Source organism: Streptomyces sp. NPDC014656 (assembly GCF_043084305.1).
Classification (GTDB): Bacteria; Actinomycetota; Actinomycetes; order Streptomycetales; family Streptomycetaceae; genus Streptomyces.
In genome coordinates, this window is the sequence record NZ_JBIBZN010000014.1 from 135,429 (window position 1) to 150,925 (window position 15,497).

The 15,497-nt window shown below is 73.0% G+C and carries 13 protein-coding genes; 7 read left to right on the forward strand and 6 right to left on the reverse strand.

Annotated elements, in window-relative coordinates:
* Window positions 1-144 precede the first annotated feature (144 nt).
* The 6 genes from ACF1ED_RS28155 (at window position 145) to ACF1ED_RS28180 (ending at window position 8,543) form a co-directional block, all read left to right on the forward strand.
* Window positions 145-2,553, forward strand: coding sequence for a SulP family inorganic anion transporter (locus ACF1ED_RS28155; protein ID WP_391765101.1), 2,409 nt, complete (start codon window positions 145-147; stop codon window positions 2,551-2,553).
* Window positions 2,554-3,039: 486 nt separating this feature from the next.
* Window positions 3,040-5,052: an acetate--CoA ligase gene (gene acs, locus ACF1ED_RS28160; protein WP_391765103.1), complete on the forward strand. Its 2,013-nt coding sequence runs from the start codon at window positions 3,040-3,042 to the stop codon at window positions 5,050-5,052.
* A gap of 314 nt (window positions 5,053-5,366) precedes the next feature.
* Window positions 5,367-6,749: a Na+/H+ antiporter NhaA gene (gene nhaA, locus ACF1ED_RS28165; protein WP_391765105.1), complete on the forward strand. Its 1,383-nt coding sequence runs from the start codon at window positions 5,367-5,369 to the stop codon at window positions 6,747-6,749.
* 53 nt (window positions 6,750-6,802) lie between these two features.
* On the forward strand, window positions 6,803-7,300 hold the full coding sequence (locus ACF1ED_RS28170; protein ID WP_391765107.1) for a phage holin family protein: 498 nt from the start codon (window positions 6,803-6,805) through the stop codon (window positions 7,298-7,300).
* Window positions 7,297-8,232 carry an alpha/beta fold hydrolase gene (locus ACF1ED_RS28175; RefSeq protein ID WP_391765109.1) on the forward strand — a complete coding sequence of 312 codons (936 nt, stop codon included), beginning with the start codon at window positions 7,297-7,299 and terminating at the stop codon, window positions 8,230-8,232. The genes ACF1ED_RS28170 and ACF1ED_RS28175 overlap by 4 nt, the downstream gene beginning before the upstream one ends.
* A 119-nt stretch (window positions 8,233-8,351) precedes the next feature.
* Complete coding sequence (locus ACF1ED_RS28180) at window positions 8,352-8,543, forward strand: hypothetical protein (RefSeq protein WP_030749239.1); 192 nt, start codon at window positions 8,352-8,354, stop codon at window positions 8,541-8,543.
* Window positions 8,544-8,549: 6 nt separating this feature from the next.
* Here the strand turns inward: ACF1ED_RS28180 and ACF1ED_RS28185 are convergent, their stop codons facing one another.
* From ACF1ED_RS28185 to nth, 3 genes are all read right to left on the reverse strand, one after another.
* The gene (locus ACF1ED_RS28185; RefSeq protein ID WP_391765111.1) at window positions 8,550-9,749 is read right to left on the reverse strand and encodes a MarP family serine protease; all 1,200 of its coding nucleotides are present in this window, start codon (window positions 9,747-9,749) and stop codon (window positions 8,550-8,552) included.
* A gap of 69 nt (window positions 9,750-9,818) precedes the next feature.
* Complete coding sequence (locus ACF1ED_RS28190) at window positions 9,819-10,523, reverse strand: NUDIX hydrolase (RefSeq protein ID WP_391765113.1); 705 nt, start codon at window positions 10,521-10,523, stop codon at window positions 9,819-9,821.
* A gap of 64 nt (window positions 10,524-10,587) precedes the next feature.
* The gene (nth, locus tag ACF1ED_RS28195; protein WP_391765264.1) at window positions 10,588-11,679 is read right to left on the reverse strand and encodes an endonuclease III; all 1,092 of its coding nucleotides are present in this window, start codon (window positions 11,677-11,679) and stop codon (window positions 10,588-10,590) included.
* A gap of 270 nt (window positions 11,680-11,949) precedes the next feature.
* Here nth and ACF1ED_RS28200 point away from each other — a divergent pair, with 270 nt between their 5' ends.
* Entirely contained in the window at window positions 11,950-12,624 is a 675-nt protein-coding gene (locus tag ACF1ED_RS28200) for a Crp/Fnr family transcriptional regulator (protein ID WP_030495802.1), read from the forward strand.
* Window positions 12,625-12,690: 66 nt separating this feature from the next.
* On the opposite strand, the gene ACF1ED_RS28205 is transcribed toward ACF1ED_RS28200, so the two are convergent.
* From ACF1ED_RS28205 to ACF1ED_RS28215, 3 genes are all read right to left on the reverse strand, one after another.
* A complete protein-coding gene (locus tag ACF1ED_RS28205) occupies window positions 12,691-13,578 on the reverse strand; it encodes a prohibitin family protein (RefSeq protein ID WP_391765115.1) in 888 nt (295 codons plus the stop codon).
* Window positions 13,579-13,682: 104 nt separating this feature from the next.
* The gene (locus ACF1ED_RS28210; protein ID WP_391765117.1) at window positions 13,683-14,513 is read right to left on the reverse strand and encodes an MBL fold metallo-hydrolase; all 831 of its coding nucleotides are present in this window, start codon (window positions 14,511-14,513) and stop codon (window positions 13,683-13,685) included.
* On the reverse strand, window positions 14,510-15,373 hold the full coding sequence (locus tag ACF1ED_RS28215) for an NUDIX hydrolase (protein ID WP_391765119.1): 864 nt from the start codon (window positions 15,371-15,373) through the stop codon (window positions 14,510-14,512). The genes ACF1ED_RS28210 and ACF1ED_RS28215 overlap by 4 nt, the downstream gene beginning before the upstream one ends.
* Window positions 15,374-15,497: the final 124 nt, after the last annotated feature.

The window sequence follows — 15,497 nt, forward strand, 5'->3', positions numbered from 1 at the left end:
CGACAAGCGGCAATACGCGGCCCATTCACCGGAACCGGTGAACCATTGCCCTGTTTGCCCCGAAAATAATGCCGGAGACTTTACTCTCCATTACGATTCGTTTACTCAGAGTTGAGGTACCCGTTCGGCCCCGGAGGAGACCGGATGACCCTCTGCACCCCCGCCCGCACGCCCAACCGACCCCGCGTCCAGCGGCCCCACAGCCCACCCGGAGGCGCCCGCCGCCTCCGCCCCGCCGGCGCGGACGTCTCCGCGTCGATCGCCGTCTTCCTGATCGCGCTGCCGCTCTCCCTCGGCATCGCCCTCGCCACCGGAGCCCCGCTCCAGGCAGGCCTCGTCGCCGCCGCCGTCGGCGGTCTGGTCGCCGGCCGCCTCGGCGGTTCCCCGCTCCAGGTGAGCGGGCCCGCCGCCGGCCTCACCGTCGTCACCGCCGAGCTGATCCAGCGGTACGGCTGGCGCACCACCTGCGCCATCACGGTCCTCGCCGGCCTCGCCCAGCTCGCCCTGGCCGCCCTGCGGGTGGCCCGCTCGGCGCTCATGGTCTCGCCCGCCATCGTGCACGGCATGGTGGCCGGCATCGGCGTCACCATCGCGCTGGCCCAGCTCCACATCGTCCTCGGCGGCACCCCGCAGAGTTCCGCCGTCTCCAACGCCCTTCGTCTGCCCGCCCAGTTGGCAGACGCCAGACCCGCCGCGCTCGTCATCAGCGGGCTGACCATCGCCGTCCTGCTCGGCTGGCCCCGCCTCCCCGGCCGCGTCGGCCGGTCCCTGCGGAAGGCCCCTGCCGCCCTGGTCGGCGTCGGCGGCGCGACCCTGCTCGCGCTGGCCGCCGGACTCACCGTGCCCCGCGTCGACCTGCCGTCCTGGAGCAGCCACGCGCTCCCCGGGCTTCCCGACGGGCCGGTCCTCGGCATCGCCGCCGGAGTCCTGACGATCACCTTGGTCACCAGCGTGCAGTCGCTGCTCTCGGCCGTCGCCGTCGACAAGCTCGTCGCCGCCCGCCCCGACCGGGGCAAGGGAGTTCCGCGCTCCGACCTCGACCGCGAGCTGGCCGGCCAGGGCGCGGCCAACATGGTCTCCGGGGCACTCGGCGGCCTCCCGGTCGCCGGGGTGGCGGTCCGCAGCGTTGCCAACGTCTCGGCGGGCGCGGTCAGCCGCGCCTCCACCATGCTGCACGGCCTGTGGATCGTGCTCGCCGCGCTGCTGCTGGTCCCCGCCATCGACCTGATCCCGCTGGCCGCGCTCGCCGCGCTGGTCATGGTGGTCGGCATCCAGATGGTGAGCATCACCCACATCCGTACGGTGACCCGGCACCGCGAGGTCGCGGTGTACGCGGTGACCGTGACCGGGGTCGTCCTGGTCGGCGTGCTGGAGGGCGTCGCCCTCGGCATCGCGGTCGCGGTCGCGGTCGCCATGTCCCGGCTCGCCCGGACCCGGATCACCCGGGAGGACCGCGACGGGCGCCAGTTGCTGCGCGTGCGCGGCCAGTTGACCTTCCTCGCGGTGCCCCGTCTGAGCCGGGCGCTGCACCAGATCCCCGCCGGTTCGGAGGTGACCGTGGAGCTGGACGGCTCGTTCATGGACCATGCCGCGTACGAGACGCTGAACGACTGGACGGCCGGTCACCGGGCGCACGGCGGCAGGGTGGAGCTGACCGGCCCCACCGGAGGCCGCATCACCGGCTCCTCCGCAGGCCACGCCCCCGGCGCCGACACCGACGCCGAATCCGATACGGACGGCGGGCCCGACGCCTCCCCGCACGCCTCCCCGCACGCCTGCTGCCGCCCCTGGACCCCCTGGCACAACCACCAGTGCGCCGAGCGGCCCGCGCCGCCCGTCGCCCCGGCCGAGGAGCCGCCGGTCCGGACGGGGCACCAGCTCGCCCACGGCATCGGCAAGTTCCAGCGGAACACCGCGCCACTGGTCCGCGACGAGCTGGCCCGGCTGGCCCGGGAGGGCCAGACCCCCTCGCAGCTCTTCCTCACCTGCGCCGACTCCCGGCTGGTCACCAGCATGATCACGTCCAGCGGCCCCGGCGACCTCTTCACCGTGCGCAACGTCGGCAATCTGGTGCCGCTACCCGGCGAGGAGAGCGGGGACGACTCGGTGGCGGCGGCGATCGAGTACGCGGTGGACGTGCTGCGGGTGCAGTCGATCACCGTCTGCGGCCACTCCGGCTGCGGCGCCATGCAGGCCCTGCTCGGCGCCGGGCCGGACGAGCCCGCGACCCCGTTGCGCCGCTGGCTGCGGCACGGCCGGCCGAGCCTGGAGCGGATGGCGAGCCGCCGCCACGCGTGGGCGAGGATCTCCGGTCGGCTGCCGGCCGACGCGGTCGAGCAGCTGTGCCTCACCAACGTGGTGCAGCAGCTGGAGCACCTGCGGGCGTACGAGTCGGTGGCCCGGCGGCTCGCGGACGGCAGCCTCACCCTCCACGGGATGTACTTCCACGTGGGCGAGGCACAGGCGTACCTCCTCTCCGGCGACGAGGTGCGCGGCTACGACGACGTCTTCGACAGCGTCCCCCCGGCGATCCTGGCGGCCAAGGCCTCCTGACCCCCGGGTCTCCGGCCGGCACCGGGCCCTCATGGCAGGACTCCGGCCGACACCAAGCCCGCAGGCCAGGGTCCCGGCCGACACCAAGCCCACGCGCCGGAGTTCCGGCCGACACCGAGCCCGCGCCAGGGCTCCGGCCGGCACCCGCCCCGCGTGGCAGGGCTCCAGCCGACACCGGGCCCGCAGGCCAGGGTCCCGGCCGACACCAAGCCCACGCGCCGGAGTTCCGGCCGACACCGAACCCACGCGCCGGAGTCCCGGCCGGCACCGAGCCCGTGCCAGGGCTCCGGTCGGCACCCGCCCCGCGTGCCGGGGCTCCGGCCCCGCGCCCGGGTCCGCGCGTCCTGAACCTTTCCCGGCGCGCGTCCGTGAGACTGTGTGGCCCCTCCGTCCCTCCGCTCGGGAAGGAGGGGCCCCCGTCCGTCAAGACACTCACAGGTCTAAACCAATTACCCGGGAACTCTTGTCACCCGGGGTCTCGGGCTGATGAGGTATGACACGGGACACATACGCACAGAGGACGCCCTGGGAAAGGGAGATGTCGTGAGCAACGAGAGCCTGGCCAATCTGCTCCGGGAAGAGCGCCGCTTCGCGCCGCCCGCCGAGCTGGCCGCGCACGCCAACGTGACGGCGGAGGCGTACGAGCAGGCCGAGGCGGACAGGCTGGGCTTCTGGGCCGAGCAGGCCAAGCGCCTGACCTGGGCCACCGAGCCGACCGAGACCCTCGACTGGTCGAACCCGCCGTTCGCCAAGTGGTTCGCCGACGGCGAGCTCAACGTGGCGTACAACTGCGTCGACCGGCACGTCGAGGCCGGTCACGGCGACCGCGTCGCCATCCACTTCGAGGGCGAGCCGGGCGACAGCCGCGCGATCACCTACGCCGAGCTCAAGGACGAGGTCTCCAAGGCCGCCAACGCCCTGACCGAGCTGGGCGTCGGCAAGGGCGACCGGGTCGCCGTCTACCTGCCGATGATCCCCGAGGCCGCGATCACGATGCTGGCCTGCGCCCGCGTCGGCGCCGCCCACTCGGTCGTCTTCGGCGGCTTCTCCGCCGACGCGGTGGCCTCCCGCATCCAGGACGCCGACGCCAAGGTGGTCGTGACCGCCGACGGCGGCTACCGCCGCGGCAAGCCGTCCGCCCTCAAGCCGGCCATCGACGAGGCCGTCGCCAAGTGCCCGACGGTCGAGCACGTCCTGGTGGTCCGCCGCACGGGCCAGGACACCGCCTTCACCGAGGGCCGGGACGTCTGGTGGCACGACGTCGTCGAGCGCCAGTCCGCCGAGCACACCCCCGAGGCGTTCGAGGCCGAGCAGCCGCTCTTCATCCTGTACACCTCCGGCACCACGGGTAAGCCGAAGGGCATCCTGCACACCTCCGGCGGCTACCTCACCCAGGCCGCGTACACCCACCACGCCGTCTTCGACCTCAAGCCGGAGACCGACGTCTACTGGTGCACCGCCGACATCGGCTGGGTCACCGGCCACTCGTACATCGTCTACGGCCCGCTGGCCAACGGCGCCACCCAGGTCATGTACGAGGGCACCCCCGACACCCCGCACCAGGGCCGGGTCTTCGAGATCGTGCAGAAGTACGGCGTCACCATCCTCTACACGGCGCCGACGCTGATCCGCACGTTCATGAAGTGGGGCGACGACATCCCCGCGAAGTTCGACCTGACCAGCCTGCGGGTGCTGGGCTCGGTCGGCGAGCCGATCAACCCCGAGGCCTGGGTCTGGTACCGCAAGCACATCGGCGCCGACCGCTGCCCCATCGTGGACACCTGGTGGCAGACCGAGACGGGCGCGATGATGATCAGCCCGCTGCCCGGCGTCACCGAGACCAAGCCGGGCTCCGCCCAGCGCCCGCTGCCGGGCATCTCCGCCACCGTCGTCGACGACGAGGCGCACGAGGTGCCGAACGGCGGCGGCGGCTACCTGGTGCTCACCGAGCCGTGGCCGTCGATGCTCCGCACCATCTGGGGCGACGACCAGCGCTTCATCGACACCTACTGGTCCCGCTTCGAGGGCAAGTACTTCGCCGGCGACGGCGCCAAGAAGGACGACGACGGCGACATCTGGCTGCTCGGCCGCGTCGACGACGTCATGCTCGTCTCCGGCCACAACATCTCGACCACCGAGGTCGAGTCGGCGCTCGTCTCCCACCCGGCGGTGGCCGAGGCGGCCGTCGTCGGCGCCGCCGACGAGACCACCGGCCAGGCGATCGTCGCCTTCGTCATCCTGCGCGGCACCGCCAGCCAGGACGACAGCCTCGTCGCCGAGCTGCGCAACCACGTGGGCGCCACCCTCGGCCCGATCGCCAAGCCCAAGCGGATCCTCCCGGTGGCCGAGCTGCCGAAGACCCGCTCCGGCAAGATCATGCGCCGCCTGCTGCGGGACGTGGCCGAGAACCGCGAGGTGGGCGACGTCACCACCCTGGCCGACTCCTCGGTCATGTCGCTCATCCAGACGCAGCTGCCCGCCGCCTCCGACGAGGACTGAGCACCGCGGCCGGTTCGCGAGGAGGCCCGCCCCGACACCCCGGGGCGGGCCTTTCCGCGTCCCCGCCCCGCGTCCCGGCGCCTCCGCCCCCCGTTCCCGCCCCGCGTCCCGGCGCCTCCGCGCCGCGTCCCCGCCCGGCGCTCCGCCCGGCGCGACGAAGGGTGCATACCGCCCTAAAGTAATCCTCGCCGGACACGCCCCGGGCTCGTTAGGTAAGGTAAGGACCGCGTCAGGAACGCGACAGCAAGACCCAGGTGCGCCGGGAAGTCTGGTCGGCATGTGCTGTGTGCTGCCCACCCGACCGGAGGCTTCCCGTGTCCACCGACCGCACGTTCCTCGGCCGGCTCTCCCTCCCGGAGCGCCGCCACCTCGCCGACGCCCTGCGCACCGAGACCGTCGGCGGCGTGCTGCTGCTCTTCGCCGCCGTCGCCGCGCTCGTCTGGGCCAACACCTTCCACGACAGCTACGAGGCCGTCTCCGGCTTCCACATAGGCCCCGCCTCCCTCGGCCTCGACCTCTCGATCGAGCACTGGGCCGCCGACGGCCTCCTCGCGGTCTTCTTCTTCGTCGCCGGCATCGAGCTCAAGCGCGAACTGGTCGCGGGCGAACTGCGCGACCCGAAGGCCGCCGCCCTCCCCGTCATCGCGGCGATCTGCGGCATGGCCACCCCGGCCCTGGTCTACGTCCTGGTCAACGCCGTCGGCGGCGGCTCCCTGGACGGCTGGGCCGTGCCCACCGCCACCGACATCGCCTTCGCGCTCGCCGTCCTCGCCGTCATCGGCACCTCGCTCCCCTCCGCGCTGCGCGCCTTCCTCCTCACCCTCGCGGTCGTCGATGACCTCTTCGCGATCCTGATCATCGCGGTCTTCTTCACCAGCGACCTGAACTTCGCCGCCCTCGGCGGCGCCTTCGCCGGCCTCGCCCTCTTCTGGTTCCTGCTCCGCAGGGAGGTCCGCGGCTGGTACGTGTACGTCCCGCTGGCCCTGGTCGTCTGGGCGCTGATGTACAACAGCGGCGTCCACGCCACCATCGCCGGCGTCGCCATGGGCCTCATGCTCCGCTGCACCACCCGCGACGGCGAGGAGCACTCCCCCGGCGAGCACATCGAGCACCTGGTCCGGCCGCTCTCCGCGGGCGTCGCCGTCCCCCTCTTCGCGCTCTTCTCGGCCGGCGTGGCCATGTCCAGCGAGGCGCTGCGGGACGTGTTCACCCAGCCCGTCACCCTCGGCGTCGTCCTCGGCCTGGTCGTCGGCAAGGCGGTCGGCATCTTCGGCGGCACCTGGCTGACCGCCCGCTTCACCAGGGCGGAGCTCAACCCCCAGCTGGCCTGGCCGGACGTCTTCGCCGTGGCCACCCTCGCCGGCATCGGCTTCACCGTCTCCCTCCTCATCGGCGAACTCGCCTTCGCGGGGGACCCGGCGCTCACCGACGAGGTGAAGGCCGCCGTCCTCATGGGCTCGCTCATCGCCGCCGCGTGCGCCGCGCTCCTGCTCAAGCTGCGCGTCCGGAAGTACCAGCTCCTGGTCGCCGAGGAGGACCGGGACGACGACGAGGACGGCATCCCGGACGTGTACGAGGAGGGCACCGAGGCGTACCACCTCCGGATGGCGGAGATCCTGGAGCGGAAGGCCGCGGAGCACCGCGAGCGCGCCCGACTGGCGGGGGCACCGCGCGACGGGGCCGACCGTCCGGCATGATCTGAGGCGGACCGTACAAGAGACTCGGACCGTACAAAAGGAGAGGGAGAGCGATGAGCGACCCGTTCGACGGAACCGAGCGCAGCCTCGGCCAGCTGGTCGCCTCGGCGACCGCCGAGATGTCCGCACTGGTGCACGACGAGATCGCCCTGGCCAAGGCCGAGCTCCGACAGGACGTGAAGCGCGGTGGCATCGGCGCCGTCCTCGGCATCGGCGCGGTGGTCGTGCTGCTGTTCTCGCTGCCGATGCTGAGCTTCGCGCTCGCCTACGCCATCAACACCTGGACCGGCGGGCACAACGGCAACGGCGGCTGGAACCTCGTCTGGTGCTTCCTGCTGTCCTTCGCCTTCAACGTGATCGTCGCCGCCCTGCTCGGGCTGATCGGCTGGTCGCAGTTCAAGAAGGTCAAGCCGCCGGAGAAGTCCATCGCCTCCGCCAAGCAGACCGCCGCGATCATGCAGAACGTGAAGCCGCACCCCCGTCCGGAGGGCGTCCCGGCCGCCGAGGTGACGATGGCCAAGGCCCAGTCTGTGGCACGCTCGTCCGTATGACCCTCCCCGACAGCAGCGCCCCCGGCGGCGGGCCCGTACGCCTCGACGGTCCGTGGACCCACCGTGACGTCGCGGCCAACGGCGCCCGCTTCCACATCGCCGAGATGGGCGACGGCCCCCTGGTGCTGCTGCTGCACGGCTTCCCGCAGTTCTGGTGGACCTGGCGCCACCAGCTGCCGGCGCTCGCCGAGGCCGGCTTCCGGGCGGTCGCGATGGACCTGCGCGGGGTCGGCGGCAGCGACCGCACCCCCCGGGGCTACGACCCCGCCAACCTGGCCCTCGACATCACCGGCGTGGTCCGCTCGCTGGGCGAGCCGGACGCCGCGCTCGTCGGCCACGACCTGGGCGGCTACCTCGCCTGGACGGCCGCCGTCATGCGGCCCAAGCTGGTCCGCCGGCTCGTGGTGTCCTCGATGCCGCACCCCCGCCGCTGGCGCTCGGCGATGCTCTCCGACTTCTCCCAGTCCCGTGCCGGTTCGCACGTCTGGGGCTTCCAGCGGCCGTGGCTGCCGGAGCGTCAGCTGGTGGCGGACGACGCCGAGCTGGTGGGGCGTCTGATCCGGGAGTGGTCGGGCCCGCGCCCGGTGGAGGACGAGGAGGTCGACGCGTACCGGCGGGCGATGCTCGTGCCGTCCACGGCGCACTGCTCGATCGAGCCGTACCGCTGGCTGGTCCGCTCGCTGGCCCGCCCCGACGGCATCCAGTTCAACCGGCGCATGAAGCGGCCGGTCCGGGTGCCGACGCTGCACCTGCACGGCTCGCTGGACCCGGTGATGCGGACCCGCAGCGCGGCCGGTTCGGGCGAGTACGTGGAGGCGCCGTACCGCTGGCGGCTCTTCGACGGCCTGGGGCACTTCCCGCACGAGGAGGACCCGGCCGCCTTCACGACGGAGCTCGTCAACTGGCTGAAGGACCCCGAGCCCGACCGCTGAGCACGGGGCGCGACCGCGCCCGCACGGGCGTGCGACGAACGGCCATGTGCCCGGCGCATACTCCAATTGGCGGGCCCCGGAGCGGTTACGGGCCCCGGACCCCGGGCACACGTCCCGGTATGGGCTGGACGCACGACTACGGTGACACGGCACGCGACCGCCGCTCCGCCTCCGGGCCGGGCTCCCGTGAGCGGGGAGGACCGCCGGACCAGGGCCGCGCTCCCGGCGGGCAGGTCGGGATCTCACGCATCCTCAGGCGGCGGGCCCGCTGGGTGTCGGCCCGGCTCCGCCACCCGCGCGACACCGCGTAGGGGGCATCAGAGGGCGCAGTTGTCGGTGTCCACCTGCTGGTTGGCGGTGCGGCCGCGCTCGATGTCGTCGCGGATCTCCTTGACCGTCAGCGCGTATCCGGTGTTGGCGTCGTCGCGGGAGCGGGCGAAGATCACGCCCGAGACCGTGCCGTCCTCGGTGAGCAGCGGGCCGCCGGAGTTCCCCTGACGGACCGTCGTGTACAGCGAGTAGACCTCCCTGCGCACCTCGCCCCGGCGGTAGAGGTCGGGGCCGACGGCGCTGATCCGGCCGCGGACGCGGGCGGAGCGGACGTCGTACGAGCCGTTCTCGGGGAAGCCGGCGACGATGGCGTCGTCGCCGCTGTGCGCCTCCCGTTCGGTGAAGCGCAGCGGGGTGGCCTTCAGGTCCGGCACGTCGAGGACGGCGATGTCCCGGTGCCAGTCGTAGAGCACCACCTTGGCGTCGTACATCCGGCCCTCGCCGCCGATCTGCACGGTGGGCTCGTCGACGCCGCCGACCACGTGCGCGTTGGTCATCACCCGGCGGTCGGAGAAGACGAAGCCGGTGCCCTCCAGGACCTTGCCGCAACTCGGGGCGGTGCCGACCACCTTGACGATGGAGCGCTGGGCGAGGGTGGCGACGGGGCTGCCGGCGAGCGCCGGGTCCGGGGGGAGCACCTCGGTGATGGGCTCGTTGGCGTAGGGGCTGAAGACCTGCGGGAAGCCGCTGCGGGCGAGGGTGTTGGTGAAGTCGGCGAACCACTCGTCCGCCGGGTCGGGCATCGCCTCGTTGAGCCCCTGGAGCACCTTGGAGTCGCGGACCTCCCTGGCCAGGGTGGGCATCGAGGTGCTGCCCAGCGCCAGGCCGATCAGCCAGGCGACGAGCAGCATGGCGACCACGTTGACCAGCGCGCCGCCGGTGGCGTCGAGGGCGCGGGCCGGGGACCAGGTGATGTGGCGGCGGAGCTTGTTGCCGAGGTGGGTGGTGAGCGCCTGGCCGACGGAGGCGGAGACGATGACCCCCATCACGAAGATCACGGTGACCGAGGTGGAGACCTCGCTCTTGTCGGTGAGCTGGTCCCACAGGATCGGCAGCAGCCACATGGCGACGAACCCGCCGCCGAGGAAGCCGGTCACGGAGAGGATGCCGACCACGAAGCCCTGGCGGTAGCCGATGATCGCGAACCACACGGCCGCGAGCAGCAGCAGGATGTCCAGCACGTTCACGGTCCTCAGCCTCGCAGGTTCGTTCTTCCGGTCGCCGTTTCGTCTCCGGTCGCCCGGGGGGTCAGCCTGTCATGACCGCCAGTCGAGCGGGACCTTCCGCGAGGTGTCCCAGGGACGCTCCCAGCCCGCGAAGTGCAGGAGCCGGTCGATCACTCCGGCGGTGAAACCCCAGACCAGAGCGGACTCGACGAGGAAGGCGGGGCCCGCGTGGCCGGCCGGGTGGACGGCGGTGGCGCGGTTGGCCGGGTCCGTGAGATCCGCCACGGGCACCGTGAAGACCCGGGCGGTCTCGGCGGGGTCGACGGCGCCGACGGGGCTCGGCGCGCGCCACCAGCCGAGCACGGGCGTGACGACGAAGCCGCTGACCGGGATGTAGAGCCGGGGCAGCACGCCGAAGAGCTGGACGCCGGCCGGGTCGAGGCCGGTCTCCTCCTCGGCCTCGCGCAGGGCGGCGCGCAGCAGTCCGCCGTCGGCCGGGTCGCCGTCCTCGGGGTCGAGGGCGCCGCCGGGGAAGGAGGGCTGTCCGGCGTGCGAGCGGAGGCTGCCGGCCCGCTCCATGAGCAGCAGCTCGGGCCCGCGCTCGCCCTCGCCGAAGAGGACGAGCACGGCGGACTGCCGTCCCGCTCCGCCGGCGGGCGGCAGGAAGCGGCTCAGCTGTTCGGGCGCGACGGTGCGCGCGGCGCGGTCGACCGGCACGAGCCAGTCGGGCAGGCCGTCCCGGTCCAGCAGGCCGCCGGTGCCGGGGCCGTAGATCTCTTCGTCCGTGCGTGTCATGGGCACCCCCGTGTCGTCCAACGCCGTCGTCGTGTCCCTTCGTTCCCGGATGGGCGTGCCGTGCTCACTCCGCTCCGGAGGGGCGCTGTGCGGCCCCCGGGGCCACGCCGGGCGCGGGCGGTGCCGGACGGCCGGGGTAGTCGGCGGGCGGGTTGAGCCGCTGGCCGGGGAAGCCGCCCTTCTCGTACTTGAGCAGCTTCGCCGCCTTCTCCGGGTCGGTCTCGCCCTCGCCGTAGGAGGGGCAGAGGTGGGTGATCGGGCAGGCGCCGCAGGCGGGCTTGCGGGCGTGGCAGATCCGGCGGCCGTGGAAGATCACCCGGTGCGAGAGCATCGTCCAGTCGCTCTTCGGGAAGATCTCCGCGATCTCGGCCTCGATCCTGACCGGGTCGTCGGAACCGGTCCACCCGAAGCGGCGGGCGAGGCGCATGAAGTGGGTGTCGACGGTGATCCCGGGGACGCCGAAGGCGTTGCCGAGGACGACGAAGGCGGTCTTGCGGCCGACGCCGGGCAGCTTGACCAGGTCCTCCAAGCGGCCGGGGACCTCGCCGTCGTGCTCGTCCCGGAGGGCGGCGGCCAGGCCCATGATCGACCTGGTCTTGGCGCGGAAGAAGCCGGTCGGGCGGATCAGCTCCTCGACCTCCTCGGGGACGGCCGCGGCCAGGTCCTCGGGGGTCGGGTACCGGGCGAAGAGCGCGGGGGTCGTCTGGTTCACCCGCAGGTCGGTGGTCTGCGCGGAGAGGACCGTGGCGACCAGCAGCTCGAAGGGGTTGCGGAAGTCGAGCTCGGGATGGGCGTACGGGTACACCTCCGCGAGCTCCCGGTTGATCCTCCGCGCCCGCCGCACCATCCCGAGCCGCGACTCCGGCCTGCCACCGGCGACGGCCGTTTTGGCCACGGGCTTCTTGGCTGCGGCCTTCTTCGCCGCGGGCTTCTTGGCTGCGGCCTTCTTCGCCGCAGGCTTCTTCACCGCGGGCTTCTCGGCTGCGGCCTTCTTGGCTGCGGCCTTCTTCGCGGCGGTCTTCTTCGCCGCGGGCTTCGAAGCGGCGGGCTTCGGGGCGGTCTTCTTCGGGGTCGCCGGGTTCGCGGGCGCCGGCTTCGAAGGGCCGTTCGCACGCGGGGAATCAGTCCGATTCGTCCCGTTCGACCGCTTCGACACGCCGTGTTCGCCCACAGCGGAATTACCTTCGGCCGGCACTCTCCCAGCCCCCTTGGCCTGCGTTCTCACCGGTGAGTTGGACACCCGGCCAGCCTAGGGGCCGGGGCCGACATCCGCCCCGCTCGGCACCGATCGGCCCCCGATCGGGCCCCTGACGTTCGGCAATGGCGTCCGGTGCGTCAAACTTGTTGTGATTGATCGCACTGTTTGGCACGTCCGGCATCATGGGAGCCAGGTTCCCGTGAGCAGGTCGACAGTAGGAGTGAACTCGTGGACGACGTTCTGCGGCGCGCCCCGCTCTTCGCGGCGCTCGATGACGAGCAGGCCGCCGAGCTGCGCGCCTCGATGAGTGAGGTGACGCTCGCCCGTGGCGACGCGCTCTTCCACGAGGGCGACCCCGGTGACCGCCTGTACGTGGTCACCGAGGGCAAGGTGAAGCTGCACCGCACCTCCCCCGACGGCCGCGAGAACATGCTGGCGGTCCTCGGCCCCGGCGAGCTCATCGGCGAGCTGTCCCTCTTCGACCCGGGCCCGCGCACCGCGACCGCGACGGCGCTGACCGAGGTCAAGCTGCTCGGCCTCGGCCACGGCGACCTCCAGCCCTGGCTGAACGCCCGGCCCGAGGTCGCCGGCGCCCTGCTGCGGGCCGTCGCCCGCCGGCTGCGCAAGACCAACGACCAGATGTCCGACCTGGTCTTCTCCGACGTGCCGGGCCGGGTCGCCCGCGCGCTCCTCGACCTGTCGCGCCGCTTCGGCGTGCAGTCGGAGGAGGGCATCCACGTCGTCCACGACCTCACCCAGGAGGAGCTGGCCCAGCTCGTCGGCGCCTCCCGCGAGACCGTGAACAAGGCGCTCGCCGACTTCGCCCAGCGCGGCTGGCTGCGCCTGGAGGCCCGCGCCGTGATCCTGCTGGACGTGGAGCGCCTCGCGAAGCGCTCGCGGTAACCACGCGCGCGTACGCACGGAGAAGGGGGCCGCCCGGTCGAACCGGGCGGCCCCCTTCCGTACGGCTCAGCGCTTCGAGCCGTCCACGATCACCGGGGCCGAACCGGCGCCGTTCCCGCAGGGCACCGCGTAGACCGGGTTCTTGGCCGCGGCCTCCTTGAAGGCGTCGATGCACTGGTTCGCGAGGACCTTGTCGGTCAGCGAGTCGTTGAGGATCTTGTTGGCGCGGGCGATGCCCTCCGCCTCGATGCGGCGCCGGTCCGACTCCGCCTTGGCCGTACGGGCCGCCTCCAGGGCGCGCTCGGTGGCCTGCTGCTGCTGGATCTTGCGGTCGATCTGGCCCTGGAGCGCGTCCGAGGGCTTCACGTTCCGCAGGTTGACCGTGGTGACGACGATGCCGCGCGGCTCAAGGCGCTCCGTGATGAGCTTGGCGATCTCGGCGTTGATCTTCTCGCGGTCGGAGGCGTACCCCTGCTCGCTGCTGTAGCGGGCGAAGACGTTCCGGACGATCTCGCGGCTGTCCGGGTAGACCAGCCGCTGCTGGATGGCGTCCTCGCTGCCCGCGAGCTTGTACAGCTCGACGGCCTTGGCCGGGACCACGGCCCACTTCACCGTGACCTCGGCGTACATGACGCCGCCCTGCGAGGAGCGGACCTCGACCACGTCCTTGTCGGAGAGGTTGAGGTCGACCGGGCGGGTGGAGAAGGTGGTGACGTCGGTGAACGGCGACTTCACGTGCATGCCGGAGGTCATCGGCGACCCGACCTTGCCGAAGGCGACCGGCACGCCGACCTCGTACGCGCTGATCACGTACGTCATGCTCACGATCACCGAGAAGACACCGGCGACGAGCGCGCCGGCGGCTCCCAGCTTCCAGCCGGTCGAGTCCTGCGACCGGCCGACGAACCAGAGCACCACCGCGACGATGACCAACAGGATGGCTATGACGAACATGGGCATTCCCCCCGAGAGCTGCGGCCTGATGTAAGCGGAGCGTAAGACACTCGGGGGAGCCGGAGGGTTCCCGGGGTACCGGTCGGGTTCCCCGGGGCGCCGGGTCAGATCGCGCCGCGCTCCCGGAGGTACTCCAGCTGTGCCCGTACGGACAGTTCCGCCGCGGGCCACAGCGAGCGGTGCACGTCCGCGTACACGTGCGCCACGACCTCCGGCGCCGTCCGGTGCCCGAGCTCCACCGCGGCCTCCACCTGCGCCAGCCGGCCCGCCCGGTGCGCCAGGTAGAAGTCCACGGCCCCCTGGGCGTCCTCCAGGACCGGCCCGTGGCCCGGCAGGACCGTGTGGACGCCGTCGTCGACGGTCAGCGAGCGCAGCCGCCGCAGCGAGTCCAGGTAGTCGCCGAGGCGCCCGTCCGGGTGCGCCACCATCGTCGTGCCGCGCCCCAGGATCGTGTCGCCGGTGAGCACCGCGCGGTCGGCCGGCAGGTGGAAGGAGAGCGAGTCGGAGGTGTGGCCGGGCGTCGGCACCACCCGCAGCTCCAGGCCGCCGACGGTGACCACGTCGCCCTCCCCCAGGCCCTCGTCGCCGAGGCGGAGCGCCGGGTCGAGCGCGCGGACGGACGTGCCGGTCAGCTCGGCGAAGCGGCCCGCGCCCTCGGCGTGGTCCGGGTGACCGTGCGTCAGCAGGGTGAGCGCGATCCGCTTGCCCAGCTTCTCGGCGGTGTCGATCACGTGCCGGAGGTGGCCCTCGTCGAGCGGCCCCGGGTCGACGGCGACGGCCAGTCCGGAGCCGGGCTCGGAGAGGAGCCAGGTGTTGGTGCCGTCCAGGGTCATCGCGGACGGGTTGGGCGCGAGCACGTTCACGGCCCGCTCGGTCGCGGGCCCGGAGGTGACGAGCCCCCGGGGCTGGCCCGGCAGGGCGGCGGCGTCGGTCACGCGGCGCCTCCCCCGACCCGCTTGGTGAACTCCTCGTGGCCGGGCCAGGTGAGCACCACCTGGCCGCCCTCCACGCGCGCGTGGGCGAGGACCGGCGTCATGGACTGCTTCCCGGCCGCCGTGAGCGCCTCCGCGGCCGTGGCGCAGGGCTGGAGGGACCTCAGGGTCGCGATGGTCGGCGGCATCATGGTCAGCTCGCCCCGGTCATAGCCGTCCGCCGCGTCGGCCGGGCGGATCCACACGGTGCGGTCGGCCTCCCCGGAGACGTCCCGGGTGCGCTGCCCGGCCGGCAGGACGGCCACGAAGAACCAGGTGTCGTAGCGGCGCTGCTCGAACTCGGGGGTGATCCAGCGGGCCCACGCGCCGAGCAGGTCGGAGCGGAGCGCGAGGCCGCGCCGGTCGAGGAAGTCGGCGAAGGACAGTTCGCGGGCGACCAGCGCCCGCCGGTCACGCTCCCAGTCCTCGCCGGTGGTGTCGCCGACGACGGTGTCCGCGGTCTCGCCGGCGAGCAGCACGCCCGCCTCCTCGAAGGTCTCGCGGACGGCGGCGCAGACCACGGCCTGGGCCTGCGCGGGCTCGTCGAGGCCGAGCCGCTCCGCCCACTCCTCCAGCGCGGGCCCGGCCCAGCGCACCGGCTGCTCGTCGCGCGGGTCGACCCCGCCGCCGGGGTAGGCGTACGCGCCGCCGGCGAAGGCCATGGAGGTGCGGCGGCGCAGCATGTGGACCTCGGGGCCCGCGCCGGCGTCCCGCAGCAGGAGCACCGTGGCGGCGCGCCGGGGCGTCACCGGCACCAGTTCACCGGCGGCGAGGGCGCGGATGCGGTCGGGCCATTCCGGCGGGTACCACTGACCATTCGACATGGGCGGATGCTATGCGCAACGAACGGAATGCACGAGAGCCGGCCGCCCCGGGAAGGGACGGCCGGCTCTGTGTACGGGGCTGCCGCGAGGCCCCGGACGGACCTCCGCCGGGGCTCGGTCAGAC